The 19,214-nt window shown below is 67.8% G+C and carries 15 protein-coding genes; 3 read left to right on the top strand and 12 right to left on the bottom strand.

What is annotated here, in order from left to right; translation table 11 throughout:
* Positions 1–368: 4Fe-4S dicluster domain-containing protein (locus RA210_RS11310; protein WP_201486509.1), on the top strand; the 368-nt coding region annotated here is incomplete at its 5' end.
* A gap of 66 nt (positions 369–434) precedes the next feature.
* Here RA210_RS11310 and RA210_RS11315 read toward each other — a convergent pair.
* On the bottom strand, positions 435–1,346 hold the full coding sequence (locus RA210_RS11315) for a LysR family transcriptional regulator (RefSeq protein WP_201486510.1): 912 nt from the start codon (positions 1,344–1,346) through the stop codon (positions 435–437).
* A gap of 99 nt (positions 1,347–1,445) precedes the next feature.
* On the opposite strand from RA210_RS11315, the gene RA210_RS11320 reads away from it, so the two are divergent.
* Positions 1,446–2,777, top strand: a complete 1,332-nt coding sequence (locus RA210_RS11320; RefSeq protein ID WP_201486511.1) for an aspartate aminotransferase family protein — start codon at positions 1,446–1,448, stop codon at positions 2,775–2,777.
* Positions 2,778–2,889: 112 nt separating this feature from the next.
* Here RA210_RS11320 and RA210_RS11325 read toward each other — a convergent pair whose 3' ends face one another.
* From RA210_RS11325 to RA210_RS11355, 7 genes are all read right to left on the bottom strand, one after another.
* Positions 2,890–4,551: a fatty acid--CoA ligase gene (locus tag RA210_RS11325; protein ID WP_201486512.1), complete on the bottom strand. Its 1,662-nt coding sequence runs from the start codon at positions 4,549–4,551 to the stop codon at positions 2,890–2,892.
* A 302-nt stretch (positions 4,552–4,853) separates the two neighbouring features.
* Complete coding sequence (locus RA210_RS11330; RefSeq protein WP_201486513.1) at positions 4,854–6,632, bottom strand: acyl-CoA dehydrogenase C-terminal domain-containing protein; 1,779 nt, start codon at positions 6,630–6,632, stop codon at positions 4,854–4,856.
* 55 nt (positions 6,633–6,687) lie between these two features.
* Complete coding sequence (locus RA210_RS11335; RefSeq protein ID WP_201486514.1) at positions 6,688–9,246, bottom strand: efflux RND transporter permease subunit; 2,559 nt, start codon at positions 9,244–9,246, stop codon at positions 6,688–6,690.
* Between the two features lie 29 nt (positions 9,247–9,275).
* The gene (locus tag RA210_RS11340; protein WP_201486515.1) at positions 9,276–10,349 is read right to left on the bottom strand and encodes a WD40/YVTN/BNR-like repeat-containing protein; all 1,074 of its coding nucleotides are present in this window, start codon (positions 10,347–10,349) and stop codon (positions 9,276–9,278) included.
* A 143-nt stretch (positions 10,350–10,492) separates the two neighbouring features.
* Complete coding sequence (locus RA210_RS11345) at positions 10,493–11,851, bottom strand: DUF1329 domain-containing protein (RefSeq protein ID WP_136488284.1); 1,359 nt, start codon at positions 11,849–11,851, stop codon at positions 10,493–10,495.
* 39 nt (positions 11,852–11,890) lie between these two features.
* The gene (locus tag RA210_RS11350; protein WP_201486516.1) at positions 11,891–13,819 is read right to left on the bottom strand and encodes a DUF1302 domain-containing protein; all 1,929 of its coding nucleotides are present in this window, start codon (positions 13,817–13,819) and stop codon (positions 11,891–11,893) included.
* Positions 13,820–13,901: 82 nt separating this feature from the next.
* Positions 13,902–14,477, bottom strand: coding sequence for an RBBP9/YdeN family alpha/beta hydrolase (locus RA210_RS11355; RefSeq protein WP_201486517.1), 576 nt, complete (start codon positions 14,475–14,477; stop codon positions 13,902–13,904).
* A 280-nt stretch (positions 14,478–14,757) separates the two neighbouring features.
* Between RA210_RS11355 and RA210_RS11360 the strand changes: the two genes are divergently transcribed.
* Positions 14,758–15,771, top strand: coding sequence for an AraC family transcriptional regulator (locus tag RA210_RS11360; RefSeq protein ID WP_136488287.1), 1,014 nt, complete (start codon positions 14,758–14,760; stop codon positions 15,769–15,771).
* 68 nt (positions 15,772–15,839) lie between these two features.
* Here RA210_RS11360 and RA210_RS11365 read toward each other — a convergent pair whose 3' ends face one another.
* From RA210_RS11365 to RA210_RS11380, 4 genes are read right to left on the bottom strand one after another with little or no spacing between them, the layout of a single operon-like run.
* A complete protein-coding gene (locus tag RA210_RS11365) occupies positions 15,840–16,850 on the bottom strand; it encodes a YeiH family protein (RefSeq protein WP_201486518.1) in 1,011 nt (336 codons plus the stop codon).
* Entirely contained in the window at positions 16,847–17,176 is a 330-nt protein-coding gene (locus RA210_RS11370) for a Rieske (2Fe-2S) protein (protein ID WP_201486519.1), read from the bottom strand. The genes RA210_RS11365 and RA210_RS11370 overlap by 4 nt, the downstream gene beginning before the upstream one ends.
* On the bottom strand, positions 17,173–17,832 hold the full coding sequence (locus tag RA210_RS11375; protein ID WP_201486520.1) for a DsbA family oxidoreductase: 660 nt from the start codon (positions 17,830–17,832) through the stop codon (positions 17,173–17,175). The genes RA210_RS11370 and RA210_RS11375 overlap by 4 nt, the downstream gene beginning before the upstream one ends.
* Positions 17,829–19,160, bottom strand: coding sequence for an MFS transporter (locus RA210_RS11380; protein WP_201486521.1), 1,332 nt, complete (start codon positions 19,158–19,160; stop codon positions 17,829–17,831). The genes RA210_RS11375 and RA210_RS11380 overlap by 4 nt, the downstream gene beginning before the upstream one ends.
* Positions 19,161–19,214 lie beyond the last annotated feature (54 nt).

The following is a 19,214-nucleotide window of genomic DNA, read 5'->3' on the forward strand; positions in this document are numbered from 1 at the left end:
GCCTGAAGCCCGCCGCCCAGTCGACCAAGATCGACTACCCCAAGCCGGACGGCAAGCTGAGCTTCGACAAGCTGTCCTCGGTGTTCCTCTCCAACACCAACCACGAGGAAGACCAGCCCTGCCACCTCAAGCTGGCCGATGCCTCGATCCCGCTGGCGAAGAACCTGCCGCTCTTCGATGAGCCGGCGCAGCGCTACTGCCCGGCCGGGGTGTACGAGATCGTCACCCAGGAAAGCGGCGAGAAGAAGTTCCAGATCAACGCGCAGAACTGCGTGCACTGCAAGACCTGCGACATCAAGGACCCGGCGCAGAACATCACCTGGATGACCCCGGAGGGCACCGGCGGGCCGACCTATCCCAACATGTGACGGCATGGTCCGCTCGGCTCCCCGCTGAGCCGAGCGGGCGGCAGCGGGCCCGGTCCTGAGCAGGATTCAGCGGGTGTGCTGCAAGGCGTCGAGGAAGTGCTCGAGGATCAGGTTCTGCCGGCGCCCCTTGCGGGTGGCGACCGCCAGCCGGACGTCGAAGGACAGGCGCTGCGGATTCAGCGGCGCCATCAGCCCCCGGTCCACCCAGGTCGCCGCGTAGTGATCGGGCAGGAAGCCGATGTAGCCGCCGGTGAGGATCAGGAAGGCGATGCCCTCGCGGTCGGTGGCCGAGGCGGCGGCGTTGAGCCGCTGGTGCAGGCCGATCGCCTCGGCCGTCATCCCGTAGCTGGGCACCACCGCATCGGCGCGCCCCAGCTCCTCGTCGCTCACCGTGGCGGCGCGGGCGAACAGCGGGTGCTCGTGGCTGCAGTACAGGCACGAGCGCTCCTCGTAGAGCAGGCTGTACTCCAGCCCCGACAGCGGGGTGATCAGCGGCAGCGCACCGACGTGCAGGCGCCCGTCCAGCAGCCCGCGCTCGATCTCGCCCGGCTTGCTCATGCTGATGTTGATGCGCACCCCGGCACCCTGCGCCCGCAGCCCCTTGAGGGCCTGGGTGATGCGCATCCGCGGCTGGGTCACCAGATTGTTGACGATGCCGATGTTGAGGTCGCCGCGCAGCTGCCGGTGCAGCAGGTTGACCTCGCTGCGGAAACCCTCGATGGCCGCCAGTACCACCTCGCCGGCACGCAGCACCTCGCGGCCCTCGTCGGTGAGGGCGAAGCCGGCCCGACCGCGCTGGCACAGGCGCATGCCCAGGCGCTTCTCCAGGTCGCTCATGTGCAGGCTGATCGCCGAGCGGCTGATGCCCAGGGCGCTTTCGGCGGCGGAGAAGCTGCCGCACTCGGCCACCGTCTTGAACAGCCGCAGCAGGCGCAGGTCGAAGTCGCTGACCTGGCTCAGGGGAGTCTTCCGGGGCATACGTGAGCGTTTCCGAAAGTCGAGTTGAGAAGATTCAGATTTAACTCACCCAACCTTCCGGCACAAGCTGGCTGCACGCCCACTCGCCGGGACCCCGTCATGAACCAGCGCCTGCTCGCCAGCCAGCTCAAGCTGGATGCCCACTGGATGCCCTTCTCCGCCAACCGCAACTTCCAGCGCGACCCGCGGCTGATCGTCGGCGCCGAAGGCAGCTGGCTGCTCGACAGCGACGGGCGCCGGGTCTACGACGGCCTGTCCGGACTGTGGACCTGCGGCGCCGGCCATGCGCGCCAGGAGATCCGGGAGGCGGTGGCCAGGCAGCTCGGCACCCTCGACTACTCGCCGGGCTTCCAGTTCGGCCACCCGCTGTCGTTCCGGCTGGCCGAGCAGATCGCCGAGCTGACCCCGGGCGAGCTGAACCACGTGTTCTTCACCGGCTCGGGCTCCGAGTGCGCCGACACCGCGGTGAAGATGGCCAAGGCCTACTGGCGCCTGAAGGGCCAGCCGAGCAAGACCAGGTTCATCGGCCGCGCCCGCGGCTACCACGGGGTCAACATCGCCGGCACCAGCCTCGGCGGCATCGGCGGCAACCGCAAGATGTACGGCCAGCTGATGGACGTCGACCACCTGCCGCACACCCTGCAGCCGGAACTGGCCTTCACCCGCGGCATGGCCGAGAGCGGCGGCGTGGCGCTGGCCAACGAGCTGCTCAAGCTGATCGAGCTGCACGACGCCTCCAACATCGCCGCGGTGATCGTCGAGCCGATGTCCGGTTCGGCCGGGGTCATAGTGCCGCCGCAGGGCTACCTGCAGCGCCTGCGCGAGATCTGCGATGCGCACAACATCCTGCTGATCTTCGACGAGGTGATCACCGCCTTCGGCCGCCTCGGCAGGTGGACCGGCGCCGAGTACTTCGGCGTGACCCCGGACCTGATGAACGTGGCCAAGCAGATCACCAACGGCGCCATCCCCATGGGCGCGGTGATCGCCAGCCGCGAGATCTACGAGACCTTCATGCAGCAGAACAGCCCGGAGTACGCCGTCGAGTTCACCCACGGCTACACCTACTCGGCGCACCCGGTGGCCTGCGCCGCCGCCCTGGCCACCCTGGAGCTGCTGAAGAAGGACAACCTGATCCAGCAGTCCGCCGAGCTGGCGCCGCATTTCGAGCAGGCGCTGCACGGCCTCAAGGGCGCCAGGCACGTGCTCGACATCCGCAACTGCGGCCTGGCCGGTGCCCTGCAGCTCGCCCCGCGCGACGGCGACGCCATCGTCCGCCCGTTCGAGACCGGCATGGCGCTGTGGAAGGCCGGCTTCTACGTGCGTTTCGGCAGCGACACCCTGCAGTTCGGCCCGACCTTCAACGCCCGGCCGGAAGACCTCGACCGTCTGTTCGACGCGGTCGGCCAGGCCCTGCAGGGCGTCGCCTGATTGCCGCCAGTCACCCGACAAACCCAATCCATGTTGCCCCGCCCGCGCGGCGGGGCCTGTCGAGCCAGGGAAAACCTGATGACCGGCCCCCCGAGAGTCAGCCGGTCATCGCTCAGGCAGTGGTCGCGACCGCAGCCAGCTCGGTCTCGCGGATCAGCTTCTTGTTGATCTTGCCGACGCTGGTCTTGGGGATGTCGGCGACGAAACGGATCTGCCGCGGAATCGCCCACTTGTTGATGTGGCCGCTTGCCACGAACTGCTGCAGGTGCACCTCGATAGCCTGCTGGTCGAGGTTCTCGCCCGGCACGCAGACCACCAGGGCCAGCGGCCGCTCGCCCCACTGCTCGTCGGGAATGCCCACCACGGCCACCGAGGCGACCGCCGCGTGCTGGCTGATCAGGCTCTCCAGCTCCAGCGAGCTGATCCACTCGCCACCGGTCTTGATCACGTCCTTGATGCGGTCCTTGATCTCCACCGCGCCGCGCGCGTCGATCGAAGCCATGTCGCCGGTGTGCAGCCAGCCGCCGTCCCAGAGTTCGGCGCCCTTCTCCGGCTCCTTCAGGTAGCCCTGGGTCAGCCAGGGCGTGCGCACCACGATCTCGCCCAGTGCCACGCCATCGTGCGGCACGTCGTTGCCGGCGCCGTCGACGATGCGCAGGTCGACCAGCGGGATCGGCACGCCGGTCTTGATGCGCTCCGGCAGTTGCTCGTCCATCGGCAGGGCCAGGTCTTCGGCGCGCAGGTGGGTCAGGGTCAGCAGCGGGCAGGTCTCGGACATGCCGTAGCCGGCATGGATGAGCATGCCCTGCTGGCTGGCCTGGCGCGCCAGGCCGAGGGTCAGCGCGCTGCCGCCGAGCAGCATCTTCCAGCCGGTGAAGTCGGTCTGCTTGCCCAGCTCGCAGTCCAGCATCATCTGCAGGATGGTCGGCACGCAGTGGGAGAAGGTCACCCCCTCCTCGCGGAACAGGCGGACCAGCATGTTCGGCTCGTAGCGGCCGGGGTAGACCTGCTTGACGCCCATCGCCGTGGCCACGTAGGGCACGCCCCAGGCGTGCACGTGGAACATCGGCGTGATCGGCATGTACACGTCGTTCGAGCGCAGCAGCGGCTGGCCCTCCCAGCCGGCGAAGGTGCCCAGCTCGTTGAGGGTGTGCAGCACCAGCTGGCGGTGGGTGAAATACACGCCCTTCGGATGGCCGGTGGTGCCGGTGGTGTAGAACAGGGTCGCCACCGAATTCTCGTCGAAGTCGGGGAACTCGAAGTGGCTGGCGGCGCCGGCCAGCAGCGCCTCGTACTCGCCCACCAGCGGCAGCTGCGTGGCCTTGGCATCGCTCTCGGTGAGCTGCACGTAGCCCTTCACGGTGGTCAGCTCGCCGTGGATCTGCTCCAGCAGCGGCAGGAAGTCGTCATGCACCAGGACGATGTCGTCCTCGGCATGGTTCATGGTGTAGATGATCTGCTCCGGCGACAGGCGCACGTTCACCGTGTGCAGCACCGCACCGAGCATCGGCACGGCGAAGAAACACTCCAGCGAGCGGTGGCTGTCCCAGTCGAGCAGGGCCACGGTGTCGCCGGCCTTGATGCCGGCAACGCTCAGCGCGTTGGCCAGGCGCTGGATGCGCTCGTTGAGGGTGCGGTAGCTGTAGCGCAGCTTGTCGGAGTAGACGATTTCCTGGTCCGGCTGGTAGCGCACCCCGGACAGCAGCAGGCGCTTGATCAGCAGCTGGTAGTTGTAGGCACCTTGCGCAGGCGGAATTATTTTTGTCGTCGCCATGTTTGTGTTCCCGACTTTGCCAATCTGAAATTTGGGTTCGCTGTATGCGGGGGAACCGGTATCCGCACCGGCCGGAGCACGCGACCGGAGGGCCTGGTTCCCCTATGGAGCGAACAGTAAATAGCCCTCCCCTCGACCGCTTCACATTCCACGCCACACACTTGTCATTTGATGACAAGCTGGACTTCTGCAGGACGTGCGTGGCCCGCCGCTGCAGCGCGGAAAGCGGGGAATGAGGAGATGGGGGTAAGCGGCGCCGCCACGCCCCGGCTAAAGGGCGTGGCGAGCGCGGAGGGACGCGATCAGAACTGCTCGGCGTCCAGCAGGTACAGGCTCTCGCTGCCGGCGCGCACCGAGGCGCTCAGCGAGTGGATGCGCGGCAGCAGGCGGGCGAAGTAGAAACGCGCGGTGCCGAGCTTGCTGGCGTAGAAGTCATCCTCGCCCTGCCTGGCCAGCGCCACGGCGGCCATGCGTGCCCACAGGTAGGCGTACACGGTGTAGCCGAAGGTGTGCAGGTACTCGACCGAGGCGGCGCCGATCTCGTTGGGGTTGGTCTGCGCCTTGTCGATCACCCAGGCGGTCAGCGCGTCGAGGTTGTCCACGGCAGCCTTCAGCGGGGCGGTGAACTCGCCCAGCGAGGCGTCGGCCCCGGCGATGAAGGCGTTGATCTCCTCGGACAAGTGCTGGTAGTAACTGCCGCCGCTGGCGACCACCTTGCGACCCATCAGGTCCAGCGACTGGATGCCGTTGGTGCCTTCGTAGATCTGGGTGATGCGGCAATCGCGGATCAGCTGCTCCTGGCCCCACTCGCGGATGTAGCCGTGGCCGCCGAACACCTGCTGGCCGTGGATGGTGGTTTCCAGGCCCATGTCGGTGAGGAAGGCCTTGGCCACCGGGGTCAGCAGGGCGACCAGTTCCTCGGCGCGCTTGCGGGTGGCGGCATCCTCGCTGTACTTGGCGAGGTCGAGCTGCAGCGCAACGAAGCTGGAGAAGGCGCGGCCGCCCTCGTTGAGCGCCTTCATGGTCAGCAGCATGCGGCGCACGTCCGGATGCACGATGATCGGGTCGGCCGCCTTGTCCTTCGCCACCGCACCGGTCGGCGCGCGGCTCTGGATGCGCTCGCGGGCGTATTCCACGGCGTTCTGGTAGGAGCGCTCGCCGAGGGCCAGGCCCTGGATGCCGACGCCCAGGCGCTCGTAGTTCATCATGGTGAACATGGCGTTGAGGCCCTTGTTCACTTCGCCGACCAGGTAGCCGGTGGCGCCGTCGAAGTTCATCACGCAGGTGGCCGAGGCCTTGATGCCCATCTTGTGCTCGATGGAGCCGCAGCTCACCGCGTTGCGCTCGCCCAGCGAGCCGTCGGCCTCGACCATCAGCTTGGGCACCAGGAACAGCGAGATGCCCTTGGGACCGGCCGGGGCGTCCGGCAGCTTGGCCAGTACCAGGTGGATGAGGTTCTCGGACAGGTCCTGCTCGCCGCCGGTGATGAATATCTTGGTACCGCTGACCTTGTAGCTGCCGTCGGCCTGCGGCTCGGCCCGGGTGCGGATGATGCCGAGGTCGGTGCCGGCATGCGGCTCGGTCAGACACATGGAGCCGGCCCAGCGGCCTTCGTACATGGCCGGCAGGTACTGCGCCTTCAGTTCCTCGCTGGCGTGGTTGAGGACCGCCAGGCAGGCGCCGGCGGTCAGCATCGGGTACAGGGCGAAGGACAGGTTGGCCGAGTTGACCATCTCCTCGACCTGGGCGCCGATCACCTTGGGCATGCCCATGCCGCCGAACTCCGGCGCGCCGCCGACGCCGACCCAGCCGCCTTCGGCGTAGGTGCGCCAGGCCGCGGGGAAACCGGCCGGGGTCTTCACGGCGCCATCGTGCCAGGAGCAGCCTTCCTCGTCGCCGCTGCGGTTCAGCGGGGCGATCACCCCGGCAGTGACCTTGCCGGCCTCCTCGAGGATGGCGCGCGCGGTGTCGGCGTCGACGACCTCGGCCAGCTCCGGCAGCTCGGCCCACAGTTTGGAAACTTCGAAGACCTCATTGAGCACGAAGTCCATGTCGCGAAGGGGCGCTTTGTAATCGGACATTGCTAACACTCACCCTGATTTCTGTTGTTGTAGTAGTAGCCGTCGTTGCGGCCATTCACCGCTGTTTTTGTATCAGGCCACGATCGGCGCATGCTTCGAACTCGGGGTGGATTTGCGGGTTGACCTGGGCCTGGGCCCGGGTGGAACCGCTCTCCACCTGGCGCACGGCGACCGTGCCGCTGCGCTTGTCCGGCAGCAGGAAGTAGGATAGCGCCGGGATCAGGATCAGTGCGCCGAGCATGTTCCACAGGAACATGAAGGTCAGCAGGATGCCCATGTCGGCCTGGAACTTGATCGGCGACCAGGCCCAGCCCACCACGCCGGCGGCCAGGGTGATGCCGACCAGGCCGACCACCCGGCCGGTGAAGGCCACCGCGTTCTCGTAGGCGTCGGACAGCGACATGCCCTGGCGCTGGTAGTGCAGCTGCACGCTGAGCAGGTACAGTGCGTAGTCGACGCCGATGCCGACGCCGAGGGCGATCACCGGCAGGGTCGCCACCTTGACGCCGATGCCCATGGCCACCATCAGCGCCTCGCAGAGCACCGAGGTCAGCACCAGCGGCAGCAGCGCCACCAGGGTCGCCCGCCAGCTGCGGAAGGTGAACAGGCAGAAGAGGGTCACCGCCAGGTAGACGAACAGCAGCATGGTGCGGTTGGCCTCGCGCACCACGATGTTGGTGGCCGCCTCGATGCCGGCGCTGCCCGCGGCGAGCAGGAACTGGCGCTCCTCGCTGCTGTTCTCCTTGGCGAAGCGGTCGGCGATGGCCACCACCTCGTCGAGGGTCTCGGCCTTGTGGTCCTTGAGGTAGGCGATCACCGGCATCACCGAGCAGTCGCTGTTGAACAGCTCGGGGGCGTTCACCGAGGCCTGCTGGGCGGCGTAGTTCAGCATGTCCTGGTTGCGCTGGATGCTGTTCATCTTCGGGTTGCCCTCGAAGGTGCCGGCGGTGATCTGGCGCACCGCGTTGACCAGCGACACGGTGGTCTGCACCCCCGGATGCTGCTGCAGCTCCCAGGCCAGGCGGTCGGCAAGGACCAGGGTCTGGTAGTTCAGGCAGCCTTCCGGCGCGGTCTTGACCATCACCGCGAACAGGTCGCTGGACAGCGCGTAGTGGCTGGTGATGTAGGCGTTGTCGCGGTTGTAGCGGGAATCCTCGCGCAGTTCCGGGGCGCCGCTGTCCAGATCGCCGATCTTCAGCTGCAGGCTGACCATGAAGCCGCCGATGCCCATCAGCGTCGCCACCAGCACCGCACCGGTCGCCCACTTGCGGGAGGTGAACAGGTCGAGCAGGTCCCACAGCTTGCCGAAACCGCGGTGCTCGGCGGCCCGCGAGTCGATGCGCATGGCCCGCTCGGCGGCCTTGCGGCCGACGCCGATGTAGGACAGCGCCACCGGCATCAGCAGCAGCGAGGTGAAGATCAGCACGGCCACGCCGATGCTGGCGGTGATCGCCAGGTCCTGGATCACCGGGATGTCGATCAGCATCAGCACGGCGAAGCCCACCGCGTCGGCCAGCAGCGCGGTGACCCCGGCGACGAACAGGCGGCGGAAGGTGTAGCGCGCGGCGATCTGCTTGTGGGTGCCGCGGCCGATGTCCTGCATGATGCCGTTCATCTTCTGCGCCGCGTGCGACACGCCGATGGCGAAGATCAGGAACGGCACCAGGATCGAATAGGGATCGATGGCGTAGCCCATCCAGGCGACGATGCCCAGCTGCCAGACCACCGCGGCCAGCGAGCAGCCGACCACCAGCAGGGTGCTGCGCACGCAGCGGGTGTACAGGTAGATGATCACCAGCGAGGTGACCACCGCCATGGCGAAGAACAGCATCACCTGGATCAGGCCGTCGATCAGGTCGCCCATCAGCTTGGCGAAGCCGATCACGCGGATCTTGTACTTGCCGCTGCCCTCCTCGCCGCTCGCCGCCGCCTTGGCGTCGCCGGCGAACTCGTACTTGGCACGCAGCTTCTCCTCGAGCATCTGCGAGAACTGGTGGTAGTCGATTCCGTGGCCGGTGGCCGAGTCCTGGTCGAGCAGCGGCACGATCAGCATGGTCGATTTCAGGTCGCTGGCCACCAGGCTGCCGACGATGCCGGCGCGGTTGATGTTCTGGCGCAGCTGCTCGATGTCGGCCGGCGAACCCGCGTAGTTGTCGGGCATCACCGTGCCGCCCTGGAAGCCTTCCTCGGTGACCTCGGTCCAGCGCACCGCCGGGCTCCACAGCGACTTCATCCAGGCGCGGTCGACGCCCTCGGCGAGGAACAGCTCGTCGTTGACCTGCTTGAGCACCTCGAGGTACTCGGGGTCGAAGATGTCGCCCTGGGTGTTCTCCACCACCACCCGCACCGAGTTGCCCAGGCCGCGCAGCGACTTGCGGTTCTCCAGGAAATTCTGGATGTAGGGCTGGCTCTGCGGAATCATCTTGTCGAAGCTGGGACGCAGCTCCAGGCGGGTGACGGCCATGTAGCCCAGCACCACGGTGACCAGCGCCATCATCAGCATGAACAGCGGCCGGTAGTTGAACACCAGGCGCTCCAGCAGATTGCCGGAGCGCGGGTCGAACTCACGCAAGTCGCGGATCACCGGCATGGTGTCTTGCTTGATATTGCCCATGTCTGGGTACTCGCTCTGTTTTCTTATCGTTATTCGACGGGCAGCGCACGCACGCCACGTTCACCGACCAGCACCAGGCCGGCGCTGCCGGCGGGTGCGGCGCCGGCCACCGGCGCCAGGCTCTGCTGGGGCACCAGCACCACGCCCGCGCCATCGTCACGCCCGCGCAGGGCATGGCCGGCGAGGCTGAACAGCCAGATGTCGCCGCCGGCATCCAGGGCGCCGGCGGTGATGCTCACCGGCAGACCGGTGTCCACCTGGCTCCAGCTCTGCCCGCCGTCGGTGCTGCGGAACACGTGGCCGCGCAGGCCGTAGGCGAACACTTCGCCGGGCTTGCCGACCACGCCGAACCAGGTACCCTGGTAGGGCGACGGCAGCGCCGCGAAGCGCTGCTGGCCGGCATCCCACTTGAGCAGCAGGCCCTGCTCGCCGGCGAGGTACAGCTCGTCGCCGACCGCGGCGATGGCGTTGAGGTGCAGGCTCTGCGGGTTGTCGGTGCGATCCTGCATGGGCACCCAGCTCCGGCCGCCATCCTCGGTACGCAGGATCAGGTTGAACACGCCGACCAGGTAGCCGCGCTTGTCGTCGGCGAACCACACATCGAGCAGCGGCTTGTCGGCGCCCTCGGCGACCAGGCGCTCGCCCTCGGCGACGAACTGCGCCCACGTCTCGTTGGCCGGCTCGGCGCTGGCCAGTGCCTGGTAGTGGGCGAGCCCCAGCTCGCCGATCTGCCGGCCGTCGAGCTGCTTGACCCAGCTGGCGCCGCCGTCGCTGCTGTGCAGCACCACGCCGTCGTTGCCGACTGCCCAACCCTGCTTCGCAGTCGGGAAGTGCACGGAGTTGAGATCGGAACTGACCGGCACGCCGGCCTGCTGCCAGCTCTTGCCGGCATCGTCGGAATACAGGATGTGCCCGCGCTGGCCGACCGCCACCAGCCGCTCACCGGCCTGTGCCACGTCGCGCAGCGGGCTGCGCGTCGCCAGGGCGCTCGGCTTGGCCGGCAGGTCCAGCACATCCACGAAGGTGGCTGCTTGGGCGATGCCCTGCAGCGAGCCCAGTGCGATACCCAGCGCCAGCAGCGCGGACTTCTTGAAGGAACCCATTACCGCGTCCTCTTGGGGAAACCGTACCGGGTCGCGGCGAGGCGCCACCCGGAATCACGTCGCATCGGGAGCCGCAAGGCTCCCGGCCGCCACCCTTCGCCGTCCTGAATGGCGAGGGGTGGCGGCCTGTCGCAGAGCCTTGCTCAGCGGATGCCGGCGCCGGCCAGGGACTCCGGCGACCACTGGGTCTTGGAGAGCGGCGCGATGTACTTGATGCCACCGTACGGGCCGACCACGCCGTTGATGTTGTAGGTGCCACCGATCAGGTCGTAGATCATGAACGGGGTAGCGTCCGGGGTCTGCTTGTCGTAGCTCTGGGTCAGGAAGGCGAAGGAGCCGCGATACAGCTGGCCACGGGCGTCATACTGGTCGGAAGCCAGGGCCACCCAGCTGTCCTCGTCCAGGTAGAAGCGGCGCTTGTGGTAGATGTGACGGGCGTTGCCCTTCAGGGTGCCTTCCACCACCCACACGCGGTGCTTCTCCCAGCGCACCGCATCCGGATTCAGGTGGTTGGCGGTGGTCAGCTGCTTGGGATCGGTGGCGTAGGTCAGCTTGTAGGTGTTGTACGGAACGTACATTTCCTTCTTGCCTTCCAGCTTCCAGTCGTAGCGGTCCAGCGCGCCGTTGAACACGAACACGTCGTCGTAGGTGCCGGAGCCGGAGGTGCCGGGGTTCGGGGTGTCGTAGGCCAGGTTGGGCGCCAGCTTGACGCGACGCTGGCCGGGCAGGTACTGCCAGGCGCTGCGCGGCTGCACCAGCGGGTTGGCGGCGTCGCGCAGCATGATGGCCTCGCCGGCGCGGCGGGCCGGCGCGGTGTAGGCCAGCTTCATCTGGTAGTAGGTGTCCTTGGCGCCGATCGGCTTGTTCATGTCCTCGTAGATCGGATAGCTGATGTGCGCCTGGCCGGTGGTGGACAGGGTCGCCTTGCCGGCGGCATCGACGTTCCAGGAGTCGTACTTGGAGGCGATGCTCACGCCCTGGTAGCGCAGCAGGAAGTTCCACATCGCCTCGGCGCCGCTCTTCGGGATCGGGAAGGGAATGCCCGGCAGGACGTTCTCGACGGCGCTGCCGCCTTCCTTGGACTGCGCGTTGCTGGCGTTCTTCAGGGTGTTGGCGAGCACGTCCGGCGGCAGCGCCACGCTGCGGTGGGTCGGGTAGACGTCGACGCGGAAAGTCGGGAAGCGCCTGGCCAGCTCGACGGTGGTGGCGGTCAGTTGGTCCTTGTACTGGTCGACGTTCTTGCCGTCGATGCTCAGCAGCGGCTTCTCGCCGGCGAACGGATCGGGGCGCATGGAGTCGCCGTTCTTGAAACCGGCCGGCGGGGTGGTAAGGCCGCCCTGGTAGGCGGGAATGGCGCCGTCGGCGCTGGCGGCCGCGTCGGCGCCGACCTTGGTCAGGCTGGCGCCGAGCCTGGCGGCTTCATCGGCGGATACGGCGGCATGGGCCTGGCCGGCGATGGCCAGGGCGAGAGAGGCTGCGATCAGGGTATGCACGAATTTCATATTGTTGTTTTCCTGCTCTAAGGCTGAGAAATACGCGGATCAGAAGGTGGTCTTGAGGGTCAGGTAGACCGCGCCGCGGTCTTCCGTGGTCGAACCACCACCGGAGAAGGACGAGTAGCCGCCGCCGTAGCAGGTGTAGTCCTGCTCGCCGTCGAAGGCGTTCGGGGTCGAGCCGTCGGTCTGGCCGTCATGGCAGGCCTTGGCCTCGCCGAAGGCGTCCACGTATTTCAGGTCGACGAAGTACTGGTTGTAGATGGCGGCGCTCAGGCCGACCGAGTAGTTGCCGGTGTCCTCCGCGCCACCGCCCTGCACCGGGGAAATGCCATCCAGGCCAAGGTTGACGGAAACCGGCATGCTCAGATCGACGCCGGGGACGACCTGGTACCAGGTCGGGGTGAAGTTGACGCCGATGCCCCAGTTGTCGCGGGTCGGCTTGTCGATGCCACGGTAGGTGCTCTTGCCCTTGTACAGCGCCTCGTTGTTGCCATCGAGCTCCAGCAGGTTGCTGTAGTACAGCTCGCCCAGCAGGGTGGCGGCATCGAACAGCGGGGTGTCGCCGATGGTCATCAGGCCGTTGAGGGTCCAGTGCAGGGTGTCGCCGGTGGCGCTCAGGCCGTCGCCGTCGCCCGGCACGTCGTAGATCACCCCGGTGCCTGCCGAGCGCGGCGGCAGCAGGCCGAAGCCGTTGCCCAGGCCGGCCGAGCTGGTCGAACTGACGATGGCCGGGATGCTGGCCAGCGGCATGTTGTGGCGGATGTTCAGGTCGCTGCCGACGCTGATGCCGGCGATCTCCTTGGACAGGCTGATGCCGTAGATGTCGATGTCGTCGGCGTAGGCGAACTGGTAGGTGGCAGTCTGCAGCGAGTTGTACAGGTTGGCGATCGGGCCACCGGCACCGGTGACGGTCAGGCCGCGGGCGTCCAGCCAGGCCTGCGGCAGGATCTCCGAGCTGTTGCGGTAGTAGACGCCCAGGGTGCCCTCCAGCCACTCCGGCGACCACTTGGCCATCACACCCCAGTCGCCGCGCTTGTCGGGGTTGAGGTCGTCGCCGCGGCGGATGGTGGTCAGCGCGCCCTGGACCGGGATCAGCCCAGGAGTGCCGGTGTGACCGAGCAGGAAGCTCTGCGCGCCCTCGCCCACCAGGTCGGAACCGCCGTAGTAGGTGCCGGCCTCCGGCAGGCGGGCGGCGTCCCACTCGAGGAAGTACTGGGCGCCGATGGTCAGCTCCGGGTTGACCTGGAAGGAGGCGGAAATCTGGTTGCGCGGGACGAACAGTTCCTTGGCCTCGGTGCCCGGCGAAGCGGCCAGCTTGGCCAGGTCCAGGCCCGACTGGCCGTAGCTCAGCGAATGCACCGGGTTGAGCAGGGTCTCGCCCCAGAACAGGTTGTGCTGGCCGATCTTGGTGCTGAATACCGACTGCTCGCCCACCTCGGTCTTGTAGAACACGAAGGCGTCGAGGATCTCGCCGGATGGGCCGCTGTAGTAGCGCTGCGCGTAGTTGCTCAGGTGCGGGCTGCCCAGCGGGACACCGGTGCCCGGCAGGCCGCCGATGCCCGGATTGATGCCGGACTGGTCGCCGTTGCCGTTGACGAACGGATTGGAGTTGGAGCCGGTGTTGTCATAGGCCTTGTCGTACCAGGCCGCACCGCTGACGCGAAAGCCCATCGACTCCTGGTAGATCACGTCCAGCTCGGACAGCAGGTCGACCCGGTTGGTGATGTTGGTGCCCGACTTGCGGAAGTTGTAGTCGCCGTCGTTGTTGTTCGGAGAGCCCAGGAAGCGCTTGCCGGCACTCTCGGTACGCACGCCGTAGTTGTACTTGACGGTGTTGTCGAAGCGCACCGACCAGTCCTCGCTGCCGGTGTCGATCTCGACGGCGTGGGCGGCGGGCAGCGAGGCCAGCATGATGGCGGTGGCCAGCAGGCTGCGACGCAGCGGGGTTGCACCGAGAGTTTGCTTGTTATGCATTGCGTTGACTCCGCTTGTTTTTATTGTTGTTGACGATGAATCGCTTTCAGAGAGCGGCGGCCTGAGCGACCGGTTGTGACGCCTACGCCTGCCGGCGGTCCAGAGCCATCACGAACTCCTCGGCCTGTGGCCAGGGCCCGTAGCCGGCGGCCGGATTCAGGTGACCGACGGCCCCGCAGTTGACCAGCTCGCTACCCCACTGCCCGGCCAGGCGGGCCACCGCTTCGAAGCTGGCCAGGTGATCGTTGCTGCTGGCCGCGACCATGCTCGGGAACGGCAGCGGACCGGCGGGAAGCGGATCCCAGCCGTTGGCGCGCAGGGTTTCCGGGGTCGGGTAGCCTTGCGGCCACTGGGCGTCCAGATCCGGCGGCGCGGCCAGCAGCGCGCCTTTGATGTCATGGCGGTAGCGGGCCGCCCAGTGCGCCACCATCAGCACGCCGGCGCTGTGCGCTACCAGGATCACCGGGCCGTCGATCTGCGCCAGCTCGCGCTGGATCGCCTCGACCCGCGCGGCGCAGCTGAGCTTGTCGGTCTCCAGCGGCGGCACCGAGCGCACCCTGGCCAGGCGGGCCTGCAGCAGCGTCTGCCAGTGCTCGGCCACATGGTCGCGCAGGCCGGGAACGATCAGGACGGTTGCGGCGGTTTGCAGTTTTTCCACGTCAGCACCATTGCTCTCGATATTCGGGTCGGCCAGCCAGCCGACTGCTTGAGATCAACAGTAAAGAGCGCTCCCCCGACCCGCTTTACATTCCGCGACAGGCAGTTTTCATTTGATGACAGGCGCATTGCCACCCACCCGACTCGCCATCCCGCCGCCGGGCCCCGCCGAAATGGCCGTGGCAGAGCGATCACGGCTTTTCATTTGGCGACGCCAGGGCTATAAGTGGTGTCCCCGCCAGCGTAGCGGGACGCCATTTGCAAAACGTGGAAACAACAAGATGACCGCCCTCGCCCGAGCCGCCGTGCTCACCAACTACCAGGAAGTTGCCCGCCACCTGGGCCTCAACGCCCTCAGCCTGCTCGCCCGCTTCGGCCTCAGCCAGAGCCAGCTCGACGACCCCAACCAGCGCATTCCGGTCGCCGCCGCGGTCAACCTGCTCGAGGAATCGGCGCGGGTCAGCGGCTGCGAGTCGTTCGGCCTGCGCATGGCAGAACTGCGCCAGCTGTCGGATTTCGGCGAGGTCAGCCTGCTGCTCAGCCACCAGCGCACCCTGCGCGACGCCCTGCAGGTGATCGTGCAGTACCGCCACCTGCTCAACGACTCGCTGGCGATCTTCATCGAGGAGGCGGGGAAGACGGTGATCATCCGCGAGGAAGTGATCACCGACGAGCCGACGCGCAGCCGCCAGGCCAGCGAGCTGGCGGTCGCCGTGATGCACCGCTTCTGCGCCGCCCTGCTCGGCGCGCACTGGCACCCGATCAGCGTCAACTTCACCCACGAGGCGCCGGCCGACCTGACCGTGCACCGGCGCATCTTCGGCTGCAAGCTGGAGTTCGGCAGCGAGTTCAACGGCATCGTCTGCCCCGCCGCCGACCTGGACGCCGCCAACCCGCTGGCCAACGAGGCCATGGCGCGGCATGCCCGGCGCTACCTGGATTCGCTGCACACCGAGGGCGAGAGCTCGCTGGTGTTCGACGTCCGCAAGAGCATCTACCTGCTGCTGCCGATGGGCCGCGCCACCATCGAGCAGATCGCCCAGACCCAGGGCATGAACGTGCGCACCCTGCAGCGCCGCCTGGAGGAAGGCGGCGCCACCTTCAGCGAGCTGATCAACGGCGTGCGCCGCGACCTGGTGATCCGCTACCTGGAGAACCCCGGCTATTCGCTCGGGCGCATCGCCGACATGCTCGGCTACTCGATGCCCAGCTCCTTCACCCGCTGGTTCATCGCCCAGTTCGGCATGCCGCCGGCGAGCTGGCGCGCGCAGCACGGCGTGGTGCCGCGCAAGTAGCGGCAGGGCCCTCGGCGGACAGCAGCCACTGGGCCTTGTCCGTCATCGGGTAATCTGCAGCGCGGCGATCACAGCCCCCAGTGCATCAATGCGAGCACCAGCGCGACCAGGAACACGGTCTCACCCACCATCAGCAAAATCGGCTTGATGCCCACCGAGGCCAGCTCCTTGAGCTGGGTCTTCATGCCCAGCGCGCTGATCGAGATGACCAGGCACCAGCGCGACAGCTCGTTGACCCCGCCCTGCACCAGCGTCGGCACCCAGCCGGTGCTGTTGACGCAGGCGAGGATCAGGAAGCCGACGGCGAACCAGGGCAGCAGCGGCGGGCGCTTGCCGGTGGGGTCGGCGCCCTGCATGCGGGTGATCATCGCCGCGCAGACGATCACCGGCAGCAGCATGGCGACGCGCATCAGCTTGACCACGGTGGCGGTGTCGCCGGTCTCCGGGGACATGCTGTAGCCGGCGCCGACCACCTGGGCGACGTCGTGGATGGTGGCGCCGAGGAACACCCCGGCGTCCTGCGGCGACAGGCCGAACCAGTTGGCGATCATCGGATAAAGGATCATCGCCACGGTGGACAGCGCCGACACGCCGATCACGGTGAACAGGGTGGCGCGCTCCTTCTGGGGATGGTTGGGCAGCGCGGCGGACAGCGCCAACGCCGCCGAGGCGCCGCAGATGGCGGTGGCACCGCCGGTGAGCATGCCGAACAGGCGCTGGAAGCCGAGCGCCCTGGCCGCAACCACCGACACGCTGATGGTCACCGCCACCAGGATCACCACCAGCGCCACCGGCTTCCAGCCGAGGCCGGCGATCTGCTCCAGGGTGATGCGCATGCCCAGCAGGGCCACGCCGATGCGCAGCACGGTGCGCGCGGTGAATTCGATGCCGACCTTGCACTTGCCGTCCGCGGAGAGGAAGTTGAGCGCCATGCCGAGCAGCAGGGCGAACAGCATCACCGGCGCGCCGTAGTGCTCGGAGAGGAAGGTCGCCGCCGCGGCGGCGATCAGGCTGACCATGAAGCCCGGCGCCAGTTCGCGCACGCGGCTGGGGAAGGAAACGAGAGCGATGGCGCTCATTGAGCGGACTCCTCGGAAGCGATGACGATGAACAGCCGGCCGTCTGCCTGTGCCTCGACCGGATAGCTGGCGACCTTGAGCGCGGTCGAGTTGAGCAGGTAGCCGCTGGCCAGGTTGAAGCGCAGGCCGTGGGCGCAGCACTGGATCACCCGGCCGTCCAGGCGGCCGCCGCACAGCGAGGCGCCCTGGTGCGGGCAGCTGTCGTCGATGGCGTAGAACTGGCCGTCGACGTTGAACAGCGCCAGGCTCTTGCCGTCCGACTCGACCAGCGCGCGCGCGCCCGGCGCCGGCACCCTGGCGGCCGGCACTTCGATGTGGCGGGTCATGCCGGCTGCTCCCGACGCTGCAGCGCGGCGTGCATGGCGCCGAGCAGCACCTCGGTCGACTGCGCACCGGATACCGTCAGCTGGCGGTCGAAGACGAAGCACGGCACGCCGCCAGCGGCCATGCCGGCCGCCTCGCCGAAGAACGGAGCGCCGTCGCCGCGCAGGGCGTCGGCCAGGTCCGTGGTGGCGAAGCCGCAGTCTTCAGCAATCGCCAGCAGGGTGGCGGGATCGCCGAGGTCCTCGCCGTTGTGGAAGTAGGCGGCGAACAGGCACTCGAGCAGGTCCTCGACCTTCTGCGCGGTGCCGATGGTGGCGGCGCGCTGCAGCAGGCGGTGGGCGTCGGCGGTGTTGGGCATGCGCAGGATGCGCGCGAAGTCGATGTCCACCCCGGCGGCGGCCGCCGCCTCGCGCACCTGGGCCTGGCGCAGGCGCACGGCCTGCTCGCTGCCCAGCCGGCGCCGGTAGAACTCGGCGAACGGCACGCCCGCGGCCGGCAGGTCCGGCAGCAGCTGCACGCCGTGCCACTCCAGCTCGACCTTTACATCCGGCCGGGTGGCGCGCAGGCGGGCCAGCGCGCGCTCCAGCTGGCGCTTGCCGATCAGGCACCAGGGGCAGATGAAGTCGAAGAACACCTCGATATGCAGCGGCTGGCTCACGACTGGGCCTCCAGTGCCGCTTCGGTGGCGGTTTCCTCGACACCCTCGCCCTTCAGGCGGGCCATGTCGTTCAGGTAGTAGCGCTTGGCGTAGAAGAACACCGCCGCCGCCGCGATGCTGATCATCGGCACCAGCTGGAAGGCGTTGGCCAGGCCGATCAGGTCGGACACCTTGCCGGTGAGCAGCGGGCCGGTGGCCAGGCCCAGCAGGTTGTTGGCCAGGGTCAGGGTGGCGAACGCGGTGCCGTGTACGGTGTAGTGGGTCAGGTTGGCGACCATCGCCCCGGCGAGGCCGGTGGTGCCCGCTGCGATCAGCATGCCCAGGCAGATCAGCGCCAGCTGGGCGGTGCCCACCGGCAGGGCGAAGGCTGCCGACAGCAGCAGGCAGCTGCCCAGGCAGTAGCTCATGGCCAGGCCGATCTTGCGATCCGGACGGTTGCGACACAGGCGGTCGCTGAGCATGCCGCAGAGGATCATGCCGACACCGCTGCACAGCACGATGATGGCGGCGACGCCACCGGCCTGGTCGGTGCCCATCCCGTAGTAGCGGCTCAGATAGCTGGGCATCCAGACGATCACGGTGCCGCCGACGAACAGTTGCAGGCCGCTGCCGACGTAGGCGCAGATCACCGAGCGGCTGGAGTACAGGGTGCGCAGCGGACGCTGGGCCTTGAGGGCCGCCTGGCTGGCGGCGTCGGCCACCCGCTGGGGCGCGATCTTCGCCTCGCGCACGATGACCGGATAGAGCAGCGCCAGGGCCAGGCCGAACAGCGCCATGCCGGCGAACGCCCAGCGCCAGCCGAAGTGCTGGGCCATCACCCCGCCGAGGGCCATGCCCAGCACCGAGCCGAACATGCCGCCAGAGATGAAGGCGCCGGACAGGGTGGCGCGCATCTCGCGCGGGAACACCGAGACCACCACGGCGATGCCGACGCTGCCGTAGGCGGCCTCGCCGACGCCGACCAGGAAGCGGGCGACGAACATCTGCTCGTAGCTCTCCGCCAGCGCGCAGCCCAGGGTCGCCAGGCTCCACAGCACGGCCATGATGGTCAGGCTCCTGACCCGGCCGAAGCGGTCGGCGAGCAGCGACAGCGGGAAGGTCAGCAGGCCGACCATCAGCGCGACTATGCCGCTGAGCAGGCCGAGTTGGGCGTCGGAGAGCGCCCATTCGCCCTTGAGCATGGGGAACACGGCGTTGAGCACCTGCCGCGACATGTAGTCGGAGATCAGCAGGCCGAAGGTCAGGGCGAAGACGATCCAGGCGTAGCGACGCGGGATGCCGATGGAGATGTCTTCGCCGTCGTCGGCGGTGGGGTGGTAGGCGGCCATGCTGCCTCCTTGTGTCTGTCTGGCGTAGGTAATTGTTGTTATGGGTCATGCCTG

This window comes from Pseudomonas sp. OF001 (assembly GCF_904426495.1).
GTDB lineage: Bacteria > Pseudomonadota > Gammaproteobacteria > Pseudomonadales > Pseudomonadaceae > Geopseudomonas.

Bases quoted from the DNA above. Each gene is read 5' to 3' on its own strand.
- RA210_RS11340 (WP_201486515.1), bottom strand. From the start codon at position 10,349: ATGGGTTCCTTCAAGAAGTCCGCGCTGCTGGCGCTGGGTATCGCACTG.
- RA210_RS11350 (WP_201486516.1), bottom strand. From the start codon at position 13,819: ATGCATAACAAGCAAACTCTCGGTGCAACCCCGCTGCGTCGCAGCCTG.
- RA210_RS11315 (WP_201486510.1), bottom strand. From the start codon at position 1,346: ATGCCCCGGAAGACTCCCCTGAGCCAGGTCAGCGACTTCGACCTGCGC.
- RA210_RS11370 (WP_201486519.1), bottom strand. From the start codon at position 17,176: ATGACCCGCCACATCGAAGTGCCGGCCGCCAGGGTGCCGGCGCCGGGC.
- RA210_RS11330 (WP_201486513.1), bottom strand. From the start codon at position 6,632: ATGTCCGATTACAAAGCGCCCCTTCGCGACATGGACTTCGTGCTCAAT.
- RA210_RS11365 (WP_201486518.1), bottom strand. From the start codon at position 16,850: ATGAGCGCCATCGCTCTCGTTTCCTTCCCCAGCCGCGTGCGCGAACTG.
- RA210_RS11335 (WP_201486514.1), bottom strand. From the start codon at position 9,246: ATGGGCAATATCAAGCAAGACACCATGCCGGTGATCCGCGACTTGCGT.
- RA210_RS11320 (WP_201486511.1), top strand. From the start codon at position 1,446: ATGAACCAGCGCCTGCTCGCCAGCCAGCTCAAGCTGGATGCCCACTGG.
- RA210_RS11360 (WP_136488287.1), top strand. From the start codon at position 14,758: ATGACCGCCCTCGCCCGAGCCGCCGTGCTCACCAACTACCAGGAAGTT.
- RA210_RS11345 (WP_136488284.1), bottom strand. From the start codon at position 11,851: ATGAAATTCGTGCATACCCTGATCGCAGCCTCTCTCGCCCTGGCCATC.
- RA210_RS11380 (WP_201486521.1), bottom strand. From the start codon at position 19,160: ATGGCCGCCTACCACCCCACCGCCGACGACGGCGAAGACATCTCCATC.
- RA210_RS11325 (WP_201486512.1), bottom strand. From the start codon at position 4,551: ATGGCGACGACAAAAATAATTCCGCCTGCGCAAGGTGCCTACAACTAC.